Source organism: Marinomonas sp. UCMA 3892, from assembly GCF_012726345.1.
Taxonomy (GTDB): Bacteria; Pseudomonadota; Gammaproteobacteria; order Pseudomonadales; family Marinomonadaceae; genus Marinomonas.
The window spans coordinates 1-17,080 of sequence record NZ_PTXN01000031.1 but is presented as its reverse complement, the minus strand read 5'-3'; the positions used below and the strand labels follow the sequence as shown (position 1 = coordinate 17,080).

Genomic DNA, 17,080 nt, shown 5'->3' with positions numbered 1-17,080 from the left:
ATTTTTTCTTCAGTTTGAAGGCGTCTCGCTCCTTGGCTATATACTTTTTTCTAAGATTCATCCCATGTTCAGTATCTAGAATATCAACCACCGTATTGAGTAAGCGATTCCTTAATCGTTCATCTTCCAACTCTCGTTCAAGTCTTTTGATTGTTTGAGCCGGTGTCTCTTTTACTTTCGGGGATTTAGACATGGGTAGCCTCACTTTGGTAGACCAATCCATTTTGCCGTGTTTTCGAAGCCAAGTCAGCACCGTTGATCGGCCTTGGATTCCATAGATCTTTTGAGCTTGCTTATAAGTCATGTCGCCTTTTTCAACGGCCATCACTATCTGTAATTTAAAGCCCATTGTGTAGTCGCGTTGAGTACGCTTGCGTTTGGTATTACTTGGTGTCCCCATAATAGGTCTCCTAGGTGTAAACCTATTTCAGGACGGGACATTAATAATAAAAAAGCCCCACTTATAAATGAGGCTTAATGTTGATATATAAAGGACTTTACTAGGAAGTATTACTTATTACGCGACAAAAAAGCAGTAAAGGCTTGGTGAGCTTCCGTTGAGCGCAGGCGATCTTTAAAGATGCGACCTTCACGCATCAACGCCATTTGAACATCATCCTGCGCTCGATATTTCAATAGATCCTTACTTAGTGCTACAGCTTCAACAGGTAGGGTTGCTGTTTTTTCAGCATAGAACAATGCCAATTTATAGGCTTCTCCCTCTTCACATAAATGATTAATTAACCCCAACTCGTAAGCTTGCGTCGCATCAACAACGTCCCCTAACACAAGTATCTCAAAGGCTTTTTGATGACCTACTAACTGGGGTAATAAATGGCTCGATGCCGCTTCTGGTACCAAGCCCAGTTGGACAAATGGAAACTGTAAACGCGCAGTGCGTGAAGCCAAAACCAAGTCACAATGCAGTAACATGGTTGCGCCAACACCAACAGCTCGGCCTTCAACACCCGCTATTAGTGGTTTTTTATAGTTAGTTAAGACTTGCAAGAAAGCCATGATGGCTTCCATCTTTTCTGGCGTTTGGGCAATCTGAACAAATTCATTAATATCATTTCCTGAAGTAAAATCATTTCCCGCGCCATGTATTAAGGTAACTTTTATTTCAGGATTTAACTCAGCTCGACGTAATGCGTCCGTTAACGCCTGATACATATCCAATGTAATCGCGTTTTTCTTTTCAACTCGATCTAAGCACAAAATCTGCACACCAGACTCAATGCTTTCAGTAACAAAATCACTCATTACTGACTCTCCTCTGATGGTAACTTAAGTACCTGCTCATCAACCAATTTACGAACCATTGGACCGTCTTCAGACCAACCATGACAACTATTAATTAACTTAGTCACAGAGGATGAAACGTGCTCAGGGTATTTCTCTCCAAGCGGCCCCCACATAGTTTGAAACGCCGTTGTGGCGATCACAGGAAAAAGCTCTAGTACATGAGTACAACCGACCTTACCGCTAAAGGTTTCTTTTAGCCAACGACTCCAACCGGGTTTAATTCGAGTACCTTTTAGAATCGAAAAACTAGGCGCAGCACCTCCGCAATTAGGAAAAGGGTAAGCATCCATAGTGACCGACACCTCTTTGATTAAAAAGGTGTCGTCTAACGTCAAGCAAGCGCGAATATCATGGAAAGGACTGCCTTCCGGCACCAAACTACCATCAAATTCACGCTTTACATTATAGGATTTAAGGTCCTGCATACTTGCTTCAATATCCCATAGACCGTCTTCGCGCAAAAAACCATAGGACTCTATACAACGTCGATGCATTAACTTACGTTTAGCCTGTGCCATTATTGCTCTCCCGATAACTTCAAAAGGCGTTAAACATAAGCGTTAAGCTTGCTCTTGTTCGCGTAAGGCACGACGCAAAACCTTACCCACGTTGGTCTTTGGTAGTTCTTTGCGAATTTCAACAAATTTAGGAACCTTGTAAGCAGCAAGGTTTTCTTTGCAGTATATGCGTAAAGCCTTTTCATCAAGTGTTTCAACATTCGCTCTTAAAACAACAAAAGCTTTTACAGATTCACCTGTTTTATCATCTGGCACACCAATTGCCGCAGATTCCAGAATCGAAGGATGAGAGGAAAGACAATCTTCCACTTCAGTTGGGTATACATTGAAGCCAGATACGATGATCATATCTTTCGCACGATCGACAATTTGTAAATAACCATCAGGATGCTGCATAGCAATATCACCCGTGATTAAAAAACCATCTTCTGTCATAGCTTCTCGAGTCGCTTCTTCACGATTCCAATAGCCTTTCATCACCTGAGGTCCACGTACGCACAACATACCCGATTCCCCTTGTGGCAAGCTTTCTCCATCACGCCCTTGGATCTTAATGTCCGTTTCAGCAACTGGCAGGCCGATCGTACCAATACGCTCCTTACCAATAGGGTTAAAAGACACAACTGGTGATGTTTCAGTTAAACCATAACCTTCTACTATTTTGCAGCCAGTGATTCTCTCCCACTCATCCGCAGCAGCATGAGTTAGAGGCATACCACCAGAGCAGGTTAACTTAAGAGTGGAAAAATCGAGTGCTTTGAATTCCGCTTTATTGCACAACCCGACAAACAAAGTATTCAAACCAACAAAGCCAGTAAATGGCCATTTTTTAAGCTCTTTAACAAAGCCTGGTAAATCTCGAGGATTAGGAATCAAAACACTATGAGCACCACGCTCTAAAAGTGTCAGGCCATGAATTAGGAAAGCATAGATATGATAAAGTGGAAGTGGAGCAATATAGACCTCGTTCGTATCAGCAATGATGGAACTCAATCTAGAGCTTAACTGATACATATTGGCAATCAAGTTAGCATGAGTCAGCATAGCCCCTTTCGCAACACCCGTTGTTCCACCAGTGTATTGCAATACCGCAATGTTCTCCGGATTGCATTCAACTTTCTCGACTGGTTTACCCTTGCCTTTCGACAACGCATCATTAAGCGTTAAAGCACCAGAAATATGATACTCAGGTACCATTTTCTTCACATATTTAACAACAGAGTTAACTAGCAAGCGTTTTAAAGGAGGATGAAAATCAGCAATTTCTGTAATGATGACGTGTTTTATTGAGGTTTTTGCTAATATTTTTTCGACGTTATGTGCCATATTGGCAAACACCACCAAAGCTTTTACGCCAGCATCATTAAACTGATGCTCAAGCTCTTTTGGCGTGTACAGTGGGTTAGTGTTAACAATAATTAAGCCTGCTTTCATCGCGCCAAACAGCACCACAGGATATTGAATAATATTAGGTAATTGAACAGCGATTCGATCGCCAGGCATTAAATCCGTTTCATGCTGAAGGTACGCTGCAAATGCATCAGACTTTTCACCTAATTCACGATAAGTCAAAGTACGGCCAACACTGGTAAAAGCTGGTCGATCGGCAAATTTTCTCGTAGCTAACGCTAAGACATCATTTAATGACTGATAAGCATGTGGGTTTAGCGATGCGGGTAAATAGCTGCCCGGCGCTTTTCTAGTATTTGCATTGCTAAGAAAAGAAGTATCCATTGTCATAATAAGCTCCATTTGTTTTTTTTATTTAGGAGAATATGAGACTCTTTCATGATGTCACAAGCGAAGCCATAACGAGGCAAAAACAGACAAAAAAGCAGTATTTATAAGTGATAAATAAGCATTTCCAGTCTCTTTTTAACAACGTTTTGACGATCATGTAAGATCTCAGTACAAAAGCCCAACCACACAAAGGTAGTTGAGCTTTAGAGCTATAAAATTGCCAAAAGATCCCTCATTGAGGGAAAATTTGAGTCAACTTAGTCGCCAACATAATATCTCCATCGGCACGGATTTTTCCCTGCATAAAAGCAGCCATGCCATCTAACTCACCGCTCATAACATCTTTTAAAGTATTTAAGTCCATACTAAGAGTCACGGTTGGATCATCATGCTCCCCTTCCCCCATATCACATTTTCCATCCGTGATACTTAAGTAATAACTGTCCGCATCATCTAAGTCAAATTGAAACACAGCTTCCATGTCATCTGCTTCATCCGCATCGAAACGATTTAACATGGATTCAAAAACGGTTCTTGCTTCACTCATAATATAAACCTCTTTAACCTAGCAAAAAATTTATTGCCTGTGTGACAATGTTACACAGGTGCTTATTCGTTGTGTTAATTATGCATTTAGGAATAAGAAATTATCTTCATCCATCGCCAATAAATTATCAGCACCTGACAACATAGCTTCTATATGGCTACGAGTACGTGGTAACAATCGCTCATAGTAGAAAGTTGCGGTTTGCAATTTGGCCGTATAAAAACCAACTTCATCAGTGCCTTCATCTAGTTTTGTTTGTGCCGTCACAGCCATGCGAGCCCAGAAATAAGCCAACACCACATAACCAGAGAACATGAGATAATCTACTGATGCAGCACCGACTTCATCTTTGTTGCGCATAGCTTTCATGCCAATTTTCATTGTCACATCGCCCCACTCACCGTTCAGTTTATCCAGTGCAGTGATATAAGATTTTAAGCGCTTATCGCCTTTATGCTCTTTGCAGAATTTATGAATAATTTTTGTAAAACGACGGAGTGTTGCACCTTGAGTCATTAGTACTTTTCGACCCAATAGATCCAACGCCTGAATACCTGTTGTACCTTCGTACAACATAGAAATACGGCAATCACGTACGTTTTGCTCCATGCCCCATTCAGCGATAAAGCCATGGCCACCAAACACTTGCAAACCATGGTTAGCGGATTCAAAACCAGTTTCAGTTAGAAACGCTTTAGCAATTGGAGTAAGTAAGGACATCAGCTCGTCAGCTTCTGCTTTTTCGTCAGCAGTACCTTTTTTCATTATGTCTACCAACATAGAGCAATAATGAATCAAAGCACGACCGCCTTCGGCAAAGGCTTTTTGCGTTAGCAACATACGACGTACATCTGGGTGAACAATAATTGGGTCTGCTGCTTTTTCTGGCGCTTTTGGACCAGATAAAGAACGCATTTGCAGACGGTCTTTCGCGTAAGCAACAGAGTTCTGCAACGCCCACTCTGCATGCGCTAAGCCTTGTAAAGCCGTACCAAGACGCGCAGTATTCATGAAGGTAAACATGCAGTTCAAGCCGCGGTTTGGTTCACCAATAAGAAAACCTTTCGCGCCATCGAAGTTCATTACACAGGTCGCGTTACCATGAATACCCATTTTATGTTCGATAGAACCACAAGACACTTGGTTGCGATCTGCTATTTCACCAGAGCCATCGACGTTATGCTTTGGCACAATAAACAATGAAATACCTTTTGTACCAGCAGGCGCATCAGGTAGACGAGCCAATACGATATGGACAATGTTGTCAGCCATATCATGCTCACCAGCAGAAATAAAAATCTTAGTTCCTGTAATGGCGTAACTGCCGTCAGCTTGTGGCTCGGCCTTGGTTTTCAACATACCAAGGTCAGTACCACAATGAGGCTCAGTCAGACACATGGTACCGGTCCATTCACCAGACACAAGTTTTGTTAGATAGGTTTGTTTTTGCTCATCAGTGCCATGCAATTCAATGGTGTTCATGGCACCGTGGCTTAAGCCTGGGTACATGCCCCAAGACCAGTTTGAAGTGGCGATCATTTCCGTCACCATCATACCAAGAGAGTCTGGTAAACCCTGTCCACCCACTTCTTCAGGGTGAGACAACGATGGCCAGCCACCTTCAACATATTGTTGATAGGCTTCTTTAAAGCCTTCGGGTGTTGTGACTACACCATCTTTAAATTGACAACCTTGTTGATCACCAACACGGTTTAGAGGTGAAAGAACACGCTCAGCAAACTTGGCACCTTCCTCCAGAATCGCCGCCACCATATCGGGCGTTGCTTCTTCGGCACCTGGCAACTTAGCGTAGTGTCCATGAAAATCGAGAACTTCTTCAGTGACGAATTTGATGTCGCGCAGTGGCGCTTTATATTCAGGCATAGCCTATGACCTCTTATTGTTTTTATTCCATCTGTTCCAATAGGAACCTCTTATGCTAGAAAGGTTCCTCTATCGGAGGCTTTCTCTCAATAACAAAAGGTGCCAAAGTTAATGACAAAATAGACCAAGCATTGGATTTTGTCAGTTAAACAAAGAGAATCTATAAAATTGAAGTAAATACAAAGCTAGCAAATATAATCAGCGAAGCCTTAATTAAAGCAACTTAGCACAATAATCTTGGCAAATTTCCAACCAATCACCTTCGATTCCGCCGATTATTTCTAAGCGACTCCCCCCCTGCCAAGGTGATATTGTTATTACAACTTCGCCTCGCGCGACATTCACAAAAAGAGCTTCACTTGAGTTGATAACAAACACGCCTTTTATACGGTAAACACCATTAGGCTTAGACATATCTTGAATAATTGACGTCATATTTTCTTTATCAAAACAATCAAAATCAGGCCAACGCCAACCGACCACCTGCATAGCACCTTGTTGCTTATGATAGCTCCAGCGCTCGTTTTGAATCGGTATTTCTATATGACGAACACCTTCATGATGCTGGTGCTGGTGCTGGTGGTGGTGGTGGTGGTGGTGGTGGTGGAAAGAGTGATTCAAATCACTTTCTGGAGTAATAGAAATACTTAATGAATTCATTAATCCGATATCCAACGAATCCGCACTTAAGGCCATAGGATCAGACATGTAAAGAACGGGAGCTGATGCCTTTAGAGCAAGCGCGCCAAATCGAGCTTCTACTCTATCAATATCTTCCTGTTGATAACGATCAACATGACTCAGTACAATGCCGTCAGCAGACTCTATTTGATCATTGAAAATATCATGCTTTGTGTAACGCTCGTCTTTTAGATTACGTGCATCTAATACACAAAATGCCCCAGTCAAAAACAACACATCTTGATAAGAAGCACTGCGTAGCTTTTGCATAATCTGTTTTGGATGACCAAGGCCTGATGGCTCAATAAAAATGCGATCGGGATTATATTGGCGAATTAATTGGTTCAATCCTTGTTGAAAGGCGGCGGACGTCGTACAGCAAACACAGCCACCAGGAACTTCACTGATAGCTACACCTAAATCCGCATAAAAAGCACCGTCAAGCCCAATATCACCAAACTCATTAACCAATACTGCCCATCGCTCATTAAGAGGTGATTGCGCAAGTAAGTGACGAATCAGGGTTGTTTTACCCGCTCCTAAAAAACCCGTCACCAAAGTGACTTTTATACCCTGATAGCGCATAACGAAAACATCTCAAAATGTATAAGCAAAAATGATACTTGTTGTGCCATCTGTGTTCTTTTTATCATCCAACACTTGGCTATTATGAGTGAGACTATAAGCGGCTTTCATACTAAGGTCATCCCGCAGTTTTACACTGACGGAAGTTTCTGATTTCGAACGAGTATTTTTATCACTCTGCAATGCAGCTTCGGTGCTAAGTGCTTGCTGAAACGTGGCATTAGGACTAATTTTGTACTCATATTGCAATTCGACATGCACTATTGCCGTTTCATCTTCATCCCCCTTATCCGTCTTAGTAAAAGAATAACCAGGGCCAACACTGTAGTCTAAAAAAGAGCTATCACTAGCAAACAAACGCGCAGAGTAACCAACAGACACTGTATTCTGATATTCATAACCACTAAAACGATCATCAGTATAGGAGCCATAAATAAATACAGAAGTATTTTCACTACTTAATTTATAGTCACTCTGTGCGGATAAAAATAATTTTTGTGCCGTTGTTCTTGTGTCAGTTTCGCCCTCATTTTTGCCTCTTTTGTAAAGAGTATCTATCTGATACTTCGCTTTCCATGCTTCAAAGTCCTGTTTAATAGTCGCTTTCGCTTTTACCGCTGTACTCTCTGTATTACCAGTAATTGCAATAACTCCCAACTCCAATTCAGCACTCAAGGGTTCTAAAGGAGTAAAGGGAGTATCAGCAGCATAAATAACTGGGACAGAACAAGCTAATGCAGCAAGCACGACTCGTTTTATAGGCTCCATTTGTATCCGTTCCTTCTATCTCATCAAACAGGTTCCATGATGGCTAAAAAGGAAGTAATGGAAAGCAAGATGGCACTCAAAAACAGAACACCTGCCCCCTTCCTAATATAGCCATTAGGTTTAAGAGACATTTTTGCATTGATACAGACTTATCACAGTCAAAATTCTGCTAACTATATGCAAAGTAATAGATAAGAAAGCAACACCCCCTTACACTCTAGAGCCTTACCTTCAAGTGTTAGATCGAACTTTGACATTATTATTGACGTCTTTACTTTGTCGAATCAGTTCGTCCCCAGCAAAGGCTCGAGCAGATTTTGCCAAGCGATCATAAAGCAGCACATTTACAGATGCGGCAAGATTCATACAACCAACCGTAGAAACAAAAACAACAAAATCGGCTCGATCGACAATTTTTTGGCCTATCGTGCCGTCTTCTGGCCCAAAAATATATAAGGCTTTTTCAGGATGATTAAAGGCTGGTAATGGTGTCGCACCTTGTATCAAATCGACGCACACAATCTTGGTATCGGTGTCTACTGCCTCAATCAAATTGTCTACACCAAGGCTTTCTATATTGATCAAAGGAATGGATGAGGTTGCTTTTTTGGTGTCTGTCGACATCTTAGCTGCACGATCATAACGACTGCCAGAATATAAAACTTGATCCACTTGATAACACCCAGCAGCCCTCATTACAGAACCGACATTTGAAGTGCTTTTAGGGTTCGTTAACCCTATAGAGACAAACTCTTTTCCCATCGAAAATCCACACACTCGAATTAAATAAGAACGAGGATAATACCACTTTTACTCATTATGCTTGCCATTCTTTATGAGAGTATTAGCAGGATAAAACCTACTTATTCCGTAGCAAAAAATGAGAAAAAAGCAGTACAACTTTCACCAACCTCTTCCGCTCATCATTGAGATAGGTAAACTGAAAGTCATAATAGATCAACAAAACCATTTAGGTATCTCATGAATCTTCTCAAAAAGTTTGGCTTAACCTTACTTGCGGCTGCTACATTTCAAACCCAAGCCGCTTCCGTCTGGAAAGTAACGTCTGGCAGCAATACGCTCTATATTGGTGGTACCATTCACTTACTCACTGCACAAGATTACCCTTTACCAAAAGCCTACGAGAAAGCCTACCAAGCTGCCGATAAAGTTATTTTTGAAACCAACATGGAAACCTTAAGTAACCCAGCATTCAAACGACAAATGCAAGCCGAGCTGTCTTATTCTGATGGCACGACTATAGATCAAGTGATCTCAGCGGAAACCTATCAATCACTCAAAATTTACTTAAACGCAAGACAAATACCCTTTACAGCTATTCAAAACCTAAAGCCCAGCGCGCTGGCGATTTCCCTAAGTATGATTGAACTGAAACATCTAGGCTTTACCAGTGAAGGTGTCGATCAGTTTTATGCACAAAAAGCCCAACAAGATCAAAAGCCTAAAGGCTGGCTTGAAGAGCCCGAAGCCCAAGTAGAAATGCTCAGCAATCTCAATGATCAAGACAGTAATGATGTGATTAATTATACCTTGTCAGATATCAAAGACATGCCAAAGACCATGAATGACCTAAGGGAAAGCTGGAGAAAAGGCGATATGGAAACCATGGCCGATATTGAGCTAACAGATTTTAAACAAGACTACCCTGAAGTATATCAATCGCTTTTAGTCGATCGAAACAACCTTTGGATAGCGCAAATCGAAAATATGCTAAAGAACGATGAAGTCGAATTCATCATGGTTGGAACAATGCATCTTGCGGGGCCGGACAGTTTACTCGCAAAACTTAAAGCCAGCGGTTATCAAATATCTAAATTATAAATACCCGTTAACTATCTTTTAACGGTCAGAAAACACAGGATAAACAGTAAAAACTCACACAACTAGTGAGTTTTTACTGTTTAACTCCATTCCATCGATTATTTCTTACAATTTATCTCCCCAAACCATCTCGAATTTTTTATACTTGCCGCCGAAATTATTTACTGACCAAATGATCAGTTACTAAACTTGTCTCGGCATATTTTATTGAGAGTAAATCTGCATAAGTAAACTCTCAATAAAATAATCGCCGTCGTCTACTAGCAAAAGGTCCCCCTCATGCTCGAACGTTATTTCCAACTTAAAGCGCACAACACCACGGTACGTAATGAAGTTATCGGAGGTATTACCACCTTCTTGACGATGGCTTATATCATTTTCGTTAACCCTTCTATTCTTGCTCAAGCAGGCATGGATCAAGGTGCTGTATTTGTAGCAACCTGTCTTGCAGCAGCAATTGGTTGCTTGATTATGGGTCTGTATGCAAACTACCCAATCGCTCTAGCACCAGGCATGGGATTAAACGCCTTCTTTACCTACGGTGTAGTCTTAGGCATGGGCTACACATGGGAGCAAGCACTTGGCGCTGTTTTCTTATCCGGTATTCTTTTCATTTTCATCAGTATTTTTCGAATTCGTGAATGGGTCATTAATGCCATTCCAGCTTCATTAAAACTCGGCATTGCGGCAGGTATCGGTCTTTTCTTAGCCATGATTGCGTTGCAAAACTCAGGCATTATTGTGAAAAACCCAGCGACAATGGTGTCCTTAGGCGACCTATCTTCACCATCTGCGATCTATGGCTTACTTGGCTTTTTTGTTATCTGTGCTTTGGCGTATTTGAATATCACAGGCGCAGTAATGATCGGCATACTTTTTGTGACGATTTTGTCGATTCTATTTGGTCAAAATGAATTCGGCGGATTAGTTTCTATGCCTCCTTCCGTTGCTCCTACTTTCTTAGCAATGGACATAGAAGGTGCTTTCCAAATCAGTATGCTAAGCGTTATTTTCGCATTTTTCTTTGTCGATTTATTTGATACATCAGGCACGTTAATTGGTGTTGGACAACGTGGTGGTTTATTAGATAAAGAAGGCAAACTGCCGCGTCTTAAAAAAGCCTTGTTAGCCGACTCTAGCGCCACTGTGGTTGGTGCTGCACTAGGCACATCTTCTACAACAAGTTATATCGAAAGCGCTTCAGGCGTTGCCGCTGGCGGACGCACTGGCTTAACAGCCGTAGTGGTTGCGTTATTATTTTTACTAAGCCTGTTCTTTGCACCATTGGCTGGATCTATCCCTGCTTATGCAACGGCTGGCGCGTTAATGTACGTCGCAGTATTAATGACAAGCAGCCTAGCGCATGTAGATTGGGATGATATTACCGAAGCGGCACCAGTCCTTATTGCAGCTTTCACCATGCCACTAACCTACTCAATCGCAGACGGTATTGCTTTGTCCTTCATCAGCTACGCTGTGATCAAGCTATTATCAGGTCAAGGCAAGCAAGTAGGCATTGCGGTATACCTTTTAGCGGCCTTATTTATCGCTAAATTCTTTATCTTTGTCTAATTAAGATAACGAAACTCCAATAAAAAACAGGAACAAAGTCGCCCTTTGTTCCTGTTTTTTTTGCTTCGCAAAAAGTGCGATCTACTATATTATTCGCCATCAAATTTTATCCCCTCCAAGTGAAGAAAACATGTCTGACAACGCGCTCTATACGGACTTATCCGGCTATTATGATCTAATGTGTGCCGATATTAATTATCAAGCCCAAAGCAACAGCGTGCATAGACTTCATCAGATTTTCGGCAATAGCGGAAAAAAGCATTTAGATTTGGCTTGCGGTACTGGTCCACATATCAGCTACCTTAGCCAAGAAGGCTATCAATCAAGTGGCTTGGATATCAATCAACCAATGCTAGATATTGCCAAACAGCGTTGCCCTAACGCTCACTTCGAATTAGGTAATATGTGTGCATTTGATGCAGCTGAACCTTATGACTTAATCACATGTTTTTTATACTCAGTCCATTACAGTGGAGATATTAAAAACCTAACAAGTTGCATTCAAAGCGTACATAAAGCTCTTAATATTGGCGGTGTTTTTTGCTTCAATTCAGTTGATAAAAACCATATAGATAATACGCTATCAGCCAAACATAGCGTGATGCACGATAACAGCGAATTTTCGTTTGGTTCTTCTTGGTATTACTCTGGTGAGGGAGAAAAACAAACACTTAAGCTGAGCATTGAAAAAACAAGCGCACAACAAACTCAGCTTTGGACAGACGAACATCCTATGGTGGCATTAAGCTTTAATGAACTACAAGCGCTATTAATGCCATATTTTGACGTTCATGTATTTGAACATGAACACGACAAAATCATACCTTGGGACAAGCTATCTGGTAACGCAATCTTTTTGTGTGTCAAAAAATAAAGAAGACTTAACGGTTTGAACTTAAGATTCGGTCATTGAACGATACTTTAGAATCAAAGAAATAATTTCATGATCGCTAACGGAAGAAGATAAAGACTCATTAATAGAACGTCGCTGCGGTAAACGGATATTGAATTTACTTTTTAATAATCCAACCACTTGCGAGTCGGAGTTAGGGTCGAATGTCTGGCTTGCAAAGATGCAAATTCGCTGTAGTACAAATTCTTTGGCTGTATTTATCATGTATTACCTATGGTTTTAGAGAAAAACGACAAGGCTTCTCTCTTTTTTTGTTTTTAAAAACGAGTCTAAACAAATAGACCAAGCGCTTATTAGCAAATTTCTTATTCAAATAAAGTATAAAAAAGGCAAGGTGCGAGAGAGAAATACTCTCTGCATTACTCAGTACTTTTAGGGAAAGCGATTAACCGAATGCATAATAAGAACGATGAGGTTCTAATATGAGCTGAATTCATCGCTTTGTCTACTAATCCTTTCGTAAAAACAAAGATAATACTTCCCTAAAAAAAAGATTAAGAAGCACTATCGTTCTTCTTGCAGCGGCAAAGTCACTTCCACCAGCAATCCACCCAGTGCACTTCGAGCAGCTCTAATCATACCATTATGTTGACGAACCGCATTTTCGGCGATAGCTAAACCCAACCCTGCACCACCACTGTGGCGATCACGTGCAGTTGAAACCCGATAAAAAGGCCTAAAAATAGAATCAAACTCATCCTCAGGCACACCATCACCATCATCTTCCACTCGGATAGATAACGTATCTGAATGGGCTTCCAATGAAACCTGAATCTGTTTTTTACCATAATGAATGGCATTACGGACAATATTTTCTAACGCACTCATTAACAATTGAGGATGACAGTTAATCATTCGATTAGGGACAGCCGACAAAAGCAAAGTCTTACCCATGTGTTCAGCTTCAAACTGACTGTCAGCTAACAAAGCATCAAAAAGACTCGATAGTGGTTGTACTTCTCGATTCAAATGACTATCCACTTGCACGCTAGACAATTCAAGCAACTTGCCTATCATTTGCTCAAGACGCTGAGCTTCCGTATCAATGCGCGTTAAATCCGTACTATCGCCTAGCTTCCGTTTTGCCAAAGCTTGCGCCATTCTTAGGCGAGTCAAAGGTGAGCGTAGCTCATGAGAAATGTCCGATAGCAAACGCTGTTGCCGAGTAATCATCAAGTTTACGGCCGTTACCATCTGATTAAAACTGGCACCTGCTTGGCGAAACTCTGAGGTACCTTTTTCAAGCCCAGGATCAATTTCAAATACGCCTTGCGCCACGCGCTGCGCCGCTCTTTCAAGACGACGAGCAGGCTGACTCAATGCCCATGCCAACCACAATAATAAAGGTGTACTAACCAACATGACTGCTAACAACAAACGAAAAGGATGATCAAAGAGTTGTAATAAAAAATGCGGTGGCTCACTCCAGCGAGTTCCGACATAAAGAAAATAATCTTTCTTTGCCAACCGAATTGGAAGAGGACCAGAAATCATCGTCTTGCCATACAATTTTTGCTGGGGGTCCTGAGGGTTATCAATAGAAGTCACAAAATTACGTAACGCCTTATAACTAAAATCAGGGCGGCGATCAGTAGTAATCACATTACCATCAAGGTCAGTAATAAAAAGGCGCAGTTTATTATCGTCTGGTCCACGGCGAGACCAACCATCTAGATCATGTAAAACCTTTGCCAAATCTGGAGCTGAAGCAAAGTTCCGCTCAACTTGATCACGTATTTGCAGCATCCGATCATAATGAGGAGGCGGAATATCCCGTGGTTTACGAGGATCAAAATGCGGCAAAGCCAACACAGCCAAAACCACCAGAAACATGGTAAACCAAAAAATAGCGAAAATACGACCATACAAACTAGTGATCTTTGGTAAACGCATCAGTCGCCCTCTACCAGCAAATAACCGCGCCCACGCAAGGTTTTGATACGAGGCTTACCATTCGGCCAGTCTGGCAGTTTTTTACGTAAATTCGAGACATGCATATCAATCGCTCGATCAAAAGCCGCCAAACGTTTACCTAATACATCCAAACTTAAGTCTTCTTTGGTTAAAACCTTGCCAGGATGAAGTAAAAAATAATGCAAAAGCGCAAACTCAGTACTGGTCAAATCCAACAAATCACCATTGCAATAGGCTTCAAGGCGACCGGGATAAAGTTTGATGTCTCGGTATGTCACAACATCATTTTGTTGTTGACCTTTGCCTGCCTGAGTCCTGCGTAAAATAGCACGAATTCTTGCCAACAACTCCCGCTCACTAAAAGGCTTCGGCAAATAATCATCCGCACCGAGTTCAAGACCAACCACACGATCAATCTCCTCTCCCTTCGCTGTTAACATCAAAACAGGCACATCCCATTTTTCACGTAACTGTTTAAGGGTTTCAAAACCGTTTAGCTTAGGCATCATGACATCAAGTAATATCAAATCCACACTGTCGTCCATTGCAGCTAAACCCGCTTCACCATCATAAGCCGCAGAAACAGCACAATTTTCAAAAGATAAAACTTCTTTGAGCAAATCACTCAATTCAACATCATCATCGATTATTAAAATATGTGGCATCAACAGTTCCTAAAACGATTTGAATATAATTGATAACTAGCAAATAAAACCTTTGCTCTTGGGTAACATTTTACGTCGAAATACTAAGCGTGGTGCAGCCTTTACGATACTTTACCTAGCTAATACGCCACTTTACCTTACAGCCTCTATTCTACTCCCATGCGTTCTGAACGCAGTACTTATCAATAATATGACCCCCTAAAGTATATAAGGAAGAAAATATGAAAATGGCAAAAAAACTTATTCTAGCTTCTGTTGTTTTACCACTAGTATTGAGCACTAGCGCATTTGCGTTTGGCGGGAAAGATCACAAAGGCCCACAGGAAGAATGTCGTCCAGGCCTAGACCGCGGCATGATGAAAGAATTGAATCTAACAGACAGCCAGAAAGAGCAATTTAAAACGCTTCGCCAAGCTAACAAAGAAGAAATGAAAGAACGCTTCACTGACAAAAAAGAGCAAGGCGAAAAAGCTCGCATGGCTCATTTTGATAAAGTAAATAGCCTACTGATGGCTGATAAATTTGATCCAGCCAAAGCCACCGAACTAGCACAAGAAATGTCAGACAAACACGTTAAGCGCCAAGTTGACATGCTAAGCAAACAGCACAAAATGCTCAGTATCTTAACTCCAGAACAAAAAACTAAATTCATCGAGCTACAAAAAGAGCGCATGGAAGATTGTGATGACATGCCTCGTCATCACGGCAAAGATCGCAAATAAGTGATCTGATATAAATAAAAAAGCGGTCACTAGACCGCTTTTCGTTTATCAAGAGCTCAATTAACTACGCTTCCAAATTCTTGCCACTGCACGATCACTACCTAACAAGCCTACAATTTCGCATACTAAGCCCATTAGAAAAAACACCATGATAGGTATAATACCGGCCGCTTCACCTGTCATCAGCGTCATCACCAAAGAAACAGACCCAATCAAAAAACAAAGTAAGCCCAACACGATCAATATCGTTCGATGGGATGATTTATAGTCAAAATCCCCCTCACCAGACTCAAATATTCCCAATACTGGAGAACAGATCTTTCTCAAAACATCTTTCATAGACAACTTCCTTCACCCACATCTAAAAACCAATACCTTCAAATACCGTAAAGTTACCGTAAAATACGTCAGATTGACAAAAAAACCGCCCTGTTCCACTAAACTAATCTCTACACTCGCCGCAGACTAAAGGGGGAAATAATCGTTCCAACGCCTTATGTGACAGATTTCCCATAAATCAAAACAAAGGATATGAACATGAAAAACATAATATTATCGAGCTTAACAGCCACTGCATGTGCTTTATCAGCAGGTGCTCAAGCAGGTCCATTTGATTATATAGATTACGGATTTGGCAAAATTGACCCAGACTCATCTTCATCATCCGATGACTACTCATCGCTGTCTGGCGCCTTTCAAACATCAGCAGGTCCTTTTGTTGCGCTTGAAAGCACAGAATACGGCGAGCTCGATGTATTAGCTATTGGGGCAGGTGTCTATGCGCCAGTTGGAGGTCAATCCAATGTATTCGGCATACTGCAATATATAAAAGCAGATTATGGCCGTAATGACGAAACAGGTTTTAGAATCTCTTTGGGAGTACGAACCACTTTATCAAACCGTGTTGAGTTAGAAGGTAAAATTAAACACGACGATGTTTACTCACAAACCGATACCAGCTTTGCCGCTGCCCTTAGATACTATGTTACGCCAAATTTTTCCGTGGCTGCTAACTACGACACCGCAGAAACCAATGGCAACGACCTAAACGCCATGTTTGCATCACTAAGACTCAATTTCTAAACCTATCCAAACACCATATCGAGTAGGGTGAGGCGTTGCCGCCTCATCCCTCTCACAGAACCGTACGTACGGACCTCGTATACGGCTCATGCAAACTTCCATTCAGTATAAACACTGAACACATACCCCGTTCTCACTTCTTCAAGATTCACCAAACCTTGCTCATCGAACCATTTGTTTGGCATCGCGTGGCTGGCTAATGGACTCGCTGCATTTCTCCAACTGGTCATCGAGATGTACTTAAACGGCGGCTTGTAGCCCAGTTGCTTGAGCCTTCGATGCAGCCGTTTAGGTTTCTTCCATAATTTTAGTTGAGCACTGCGAAGCCGTCTCCTTAACCA

General features: G+C 41.5%; 17 protein-coding genes and 2 pseudogenes. 5 read left to right on the top strand and 14 right to left on the bottom strand.

Annotated elements, in window-relative coordinates:
* The 9 genes and pseudogenes from B6N13_RS22850 to B6N13_RS22810 all read right to left on the bottom strand — a co-directional run.
* Positions 1–400 (bottom strand): annotated as a pseudogene (locus B6N13_RS22850) (IS3 family transposase); the annotation flags it as partial.
* A 110-nt stretch (positions 401–510) separates the two neighbouring features.
* Positions 511–1,263: an enoyl-CoA hydratase-related protein gene (locus B6N13_RS22845; RefSeq protein WP_169460710.1), complete on the bottom strand. Its 753-nt coding sequence runs from the start codon at positions 1,261–1,263 to the stop codon at positions 511–513.
* On the bottom strand, positions 1,263–1,823 hold the full coding sequence (locus B6N13_RS22840) for a DUF2889 domain-containing protein (protein WP_169460709.1): 561 nt from the start codon (positions 1,821–1,823) through the stop codon (positions 1,263–1,265). The genes B6N13_RS22845 and B6N13_RS22840 overlap by 1 nt, the downstream gene beginning before the upstream one ends.
* A gap of 42 nt (positions 1,824–1,865) precedes the next feature.
* On the bottom strand, positions 1,866–3,563 hold the full coding sequence (locus B6N13_RS22835; RefSeq protein WP_169460708.1) for an AMP-binding protein: 1,698 nt from the start codon (positions 3,561–3,563) through the stop codon (positions 1,866–1,868).
* A gap of 232 nt (positions 3,564–3,795) precedes the next feature.
* Complete coding sequence (locus B6N13_RS22830; RefSeq protein ID WP_012069283.1) at positions 3,796–4,110, bottom strand: SCP2 sterol-binding domain-containing protein; 315 nt, start codon at positions 4,108–4,110, stop codon at positions 3,796–3,798.
* A gap of 78 nt (positions 4,111–4,188) precedes the next feature.
* On the bottom strand, positions 4,189–5,994 hold the full coding sequence (locus B6N13_RS22825; protein WP_169460707.1) for an acyl-CoA dehydrogenase C-terminal domain-containing protein: 1,806 nt from the start codon (positions 5,992–5,994) through the stop codon (positions 4,189–4,191).
* A 213-nt stretch (positions 5,995–6,207) separates the two neighbouring features.
* Positions 6,208–7,260, bottom strand: a complete 1,053-nt coding sequence (locus B6N13_RS22820; protein WP_169460706.1) for a CobW family GTP-binding protein — start codon at positions 7,258–7,260, stop codon at positions 6,208–6,210.
* Between the two features lie 12 nt (positions 7,261–7,272).
* Positions 7,273–8,028 carry a DUF481 domain-containing protein gene (locus B6N13_RS22815; RefSeq protein WP_012069280.1) on the bottom strand — a complete coding sequence of 252 codons (756 nt, stop codon included), beginning with the start codon at positions 8,026–8,028 and terminating at the stop codon, positions 7,273–7,275.
* A gap of 231 nt (positions 8,029–8,259) precedes the next feature.
* Complete coding sequence (locus tag B6N13_RS22810; protein ID WP_169460705.1) at positions 8,260–8,790, bottom strand: RNA methyltransferase; 531 nt, start codon at positions 8,788–8,790, stop codon at positions 8,260–8,262.
* A 219-nt stretch (positions 8,791–9,009) separates the two neighbouring features.
* Here B6N13_RS22810 and B6N13_RS22805 point away from each other — a divergent pair, with 219 nt between their 5' ends.
* From B6N13_RS22805 to B6N13_RS22795, 3 genes are all read left to right on the top strand, one after another.
* Positions 9,010–9,870 (top strand): TraB/GumN family protein, encoded by an 861-nt coding sequence (locus B6N13_RS22805; protein WP_012069278.1) that lies wholly within the window; start codon positions 9,010–9,012, stop codon positions 9,868–9,870.
* Between the two features lie 279 nt (positions 9,871–10,149).
* Positions 10,150–11,442, top strand: coding sequence for an NCS2 family permease (locus B6N13_RS22800; RefSeq protein ID WP_012069277.1), 1,293 nt, complete (start codon positions 10,150–10,152; stop codon positions 11,440–11,442).
* Between the two features lie 130 nt (positions 11,443–11,572).
* Complete coding sequence (locus tag B6N13_RS22795; protein ID WP_012069276.1) at positions 11,573–12,316, top strand: class I SAM-dependent methyltransferase; 744 nt, start codon at positions 11,573–11,575, stop codon at positions 12,314–12,316.
* 21 nt (positions 12,317–12,337) lie between these two features.
* On the opposite strand, the gene B6N13_RS22790 is transcribed toward B6N13_RS22795, so the two are convergent.
* The 3 genes from B6N13_RS22790 to B6N13_RS22780 all read right to left on the bottom strand — a co-directional run bounded on the left by B6N13_RS22790 (position 12,338) and on the right by B6N13_RS22780 (position 14,934).
* A complete protein-coding gene (locus B6N13_RS22790; RefSeq protein ID WP_012069275.1) occupies positions 12,338–12,559 on the bottom strand; it encodes a hypothetical protein in 222 nt (73 codons plus the stop codon).
* A 300-nt stretch (positions 12,560–12,859) separates the two neighbouring features.
* Positions 12,860–14,248, bottom strand: a complete 1,389-nt coding sequence (gene cpxA / locus B6N13_RS22785; protein WP_169460704.1) for an envelope stress sensor histidine kinase CpxA — start codon at positions 14,246–14,248, stop codon at positions 12,860–12,862.
* Complete coding sequence (locus B6N13_RS22780; protein WP_012069273.1) at positions 14,248–14,934, bottom strand: response regulator; 687 nt, start codon at positions 14,932–14,934, stop codon at positions 14,248–14,250. Before B6N13_RS22780 ends, cpxA begins: the two co-directional genes overlap by 1 nt.
* Positions 14,935–15,155: 221 nt before the next feature.
* Between B6N13_RS22780 and B6N13_RS22775 the strand changes: the two genes are divergently transcribed.
* Positions 15,156–15,656: a CpxP family protein gene (locus B6N13_RS22775; protein WP_169460703.1), complete on the top strand. Its 501-nt coding sequence runs from the start codon at positions 15,156–15,158 to the stop codon at positions 15,654–15,656.
* A gap of 60 nt (positions 15,657–15,716) precedes the next feature.
* Here B6N13_RS22775 and B6N13_RS22770 read toward each other — a convergent pair whose 3' ends face one another.
* On the bottom strand, positions 15,717–15,995 hold the full coding sequence (locus tag B6N13_RS22770; protein ID WP_048813964.1) for a hypothetical protein: 279 nt from the start codon (positions 15,993–15,995) through the stop codon (positions 15,717–15,719).
* 198 nt (positions 15,996–16,193) lie between these two features.
* On the opposite strand from B6N13_RS22770, the gene B6N13_RS22765 reads away from it, so the two are divergent.
* On the top strand, positions 16,194–16,739 hold the full coding sequence (locus B6N13_RS22765) for a hypothetical protein (RefSeq protein WP_012069270.1): 546 nt from the start codon (positions 16,194–16,196) through the stop codon (positions 16,737–16,739).
* Positions 16,740–16,825: 86 nt separating this feature from the next.
* On the opposite strand, the pseudogene B6N13_RS22760 reads toward B6N13_RS22765, so the two are convergent.
* Positions 16,826–17,080: pseudogene (locus B6N13_RS22760) on the bottom strand (hypothetical protein); the annotation flags it as partial.

What these genes read in the sequence shown, in the direction of transcription:
- B6N13_RS22845 (WP_169460710.1), bottom strand. Translation starts at nt 1,263, where the DNA reads ATGAGTGATTTTGTTACTGAAAGCATTGAGTCTGGTGTGCAGATTTTG.
- B6N13_RS22840 (WP_169460709.1), bottom strand. Translation starts at nt 1,823, where the DNA reads ATGGCACAGGCTAAACGTAAGTTAATGCATCGACGTTGTATAGAGTCC.
- B6N13_RS22835 (WP_169460708.1), bottom strand. Translation starts at nt 3,563, where the DNA reads ATGACAATGGATACTTCTTTTCTTAGCAATGCAAATACTAGAAAAGCG.
- B6N13_RS22830 (WP_012069283.1), bottom strand. Translation starts at nt 4,110, where the DNA reads ATGAGTGAAGCAAGAACCGTTTTTGAATCCATGTTAAATCGTTTCGAT.
- B6N13_RS22825 (WP_169460707.1), bottom strand. Translation starts at nt 5,994, where the DNA reads ATGCCTGAATATAAAGCGCCACTGCGCGACATCAAATTCGTCACTGAA.
- B6N13_RS22820 (WP_169460706.1), bottom strand. Translation starts at nt 7,260, where the DNA reads ATGCGCTATCAGGGTATAAAAGTCACTTTGGTGACGGGTTTTTTAGGA.
- B6N13_RS22815 (WP_012069280.1), bottom strand. Translation starts at nt 8,028, where the DNA reads ATGGAGCCTATAAAACGAGTCGTGCTTGCTGCATTAGCTTGTTCTGTC.
- B6N13_RS22810 (WP_169460705.1), bottom strand. Translation starts at nt 8,790, where the DNA reads ATGGGAAAAGAGTTTGTCTCTATAGGGTTAACGAACCCTAAAAGCACT.
- B6N13_RS22805 (WP_012069278.1), top strand. Translation starts at nt 9,010, where the DNA reads ATGAATCTTCTCAAAAAGTTTGGCTTAACCTTACTTGCGGCTGCTACA.
- B6N13_RS22800 (WP_012069277.1), top strand. Translation starts at nt 10,150, where the DNA reads ATGCTCGAACGTTATTTCCAACTTAAAGCGCACAACACCACGGTACGT.
- B6N13_RS22795 (WP_012069276.1), top strand. Translation starts at nt 11,573, where the DNA reads ATGTCTGACAACGCGCTCTATACGGACTTATCCGGCTATTATGATCTA.
- B6N13_RS22790 (WP_012069275.1), bottom strand. Translation starts at nt 12,559, where the DNA reads ATGATAAATACAGCCAAAGAATTTGTACTACAGCGAATTTGCATCTTT.
- cpxA (WP_169460704.1), bottom strand. Translation starts at nt 14,248, where the DNA reads ATGCGTTTACCAAAGATCACTAGTTTGTATGGTCGTATTTTCGCTATT.
- B6N13_RS22780 (WP_012069273.1), bottom strand. Translation starts at nt 14,934, where the DNA reads ATGCCACATATTTTAATAATCGATGATGATGTTGAATTGAGTGATTTG.
- B6N13_RS22775 (WP_169460703.1), top strand. Translation starts at nt 15,156, where the DNA reads ATGAAAATGGCAAAAAAACTTATTCTAGCTTCTGTTGTTTTACCACTA.
- B6N13_RS22770 (WP_048813964.1), bottom strand. Translation starts at nt 15,995, where the DNA reads ATGAAAGATGTTTTGAGAAAGATCTGTTCTCCAGTATTGGGAATATTT.
- B6N13_RS22765 (WP_012069270.1), top strand. Translation starts at nt 16,194, where the DNA reads ATGAAAAACATAATATTATCGAGCTTAACAGCCACTGCATGTGCTTTA.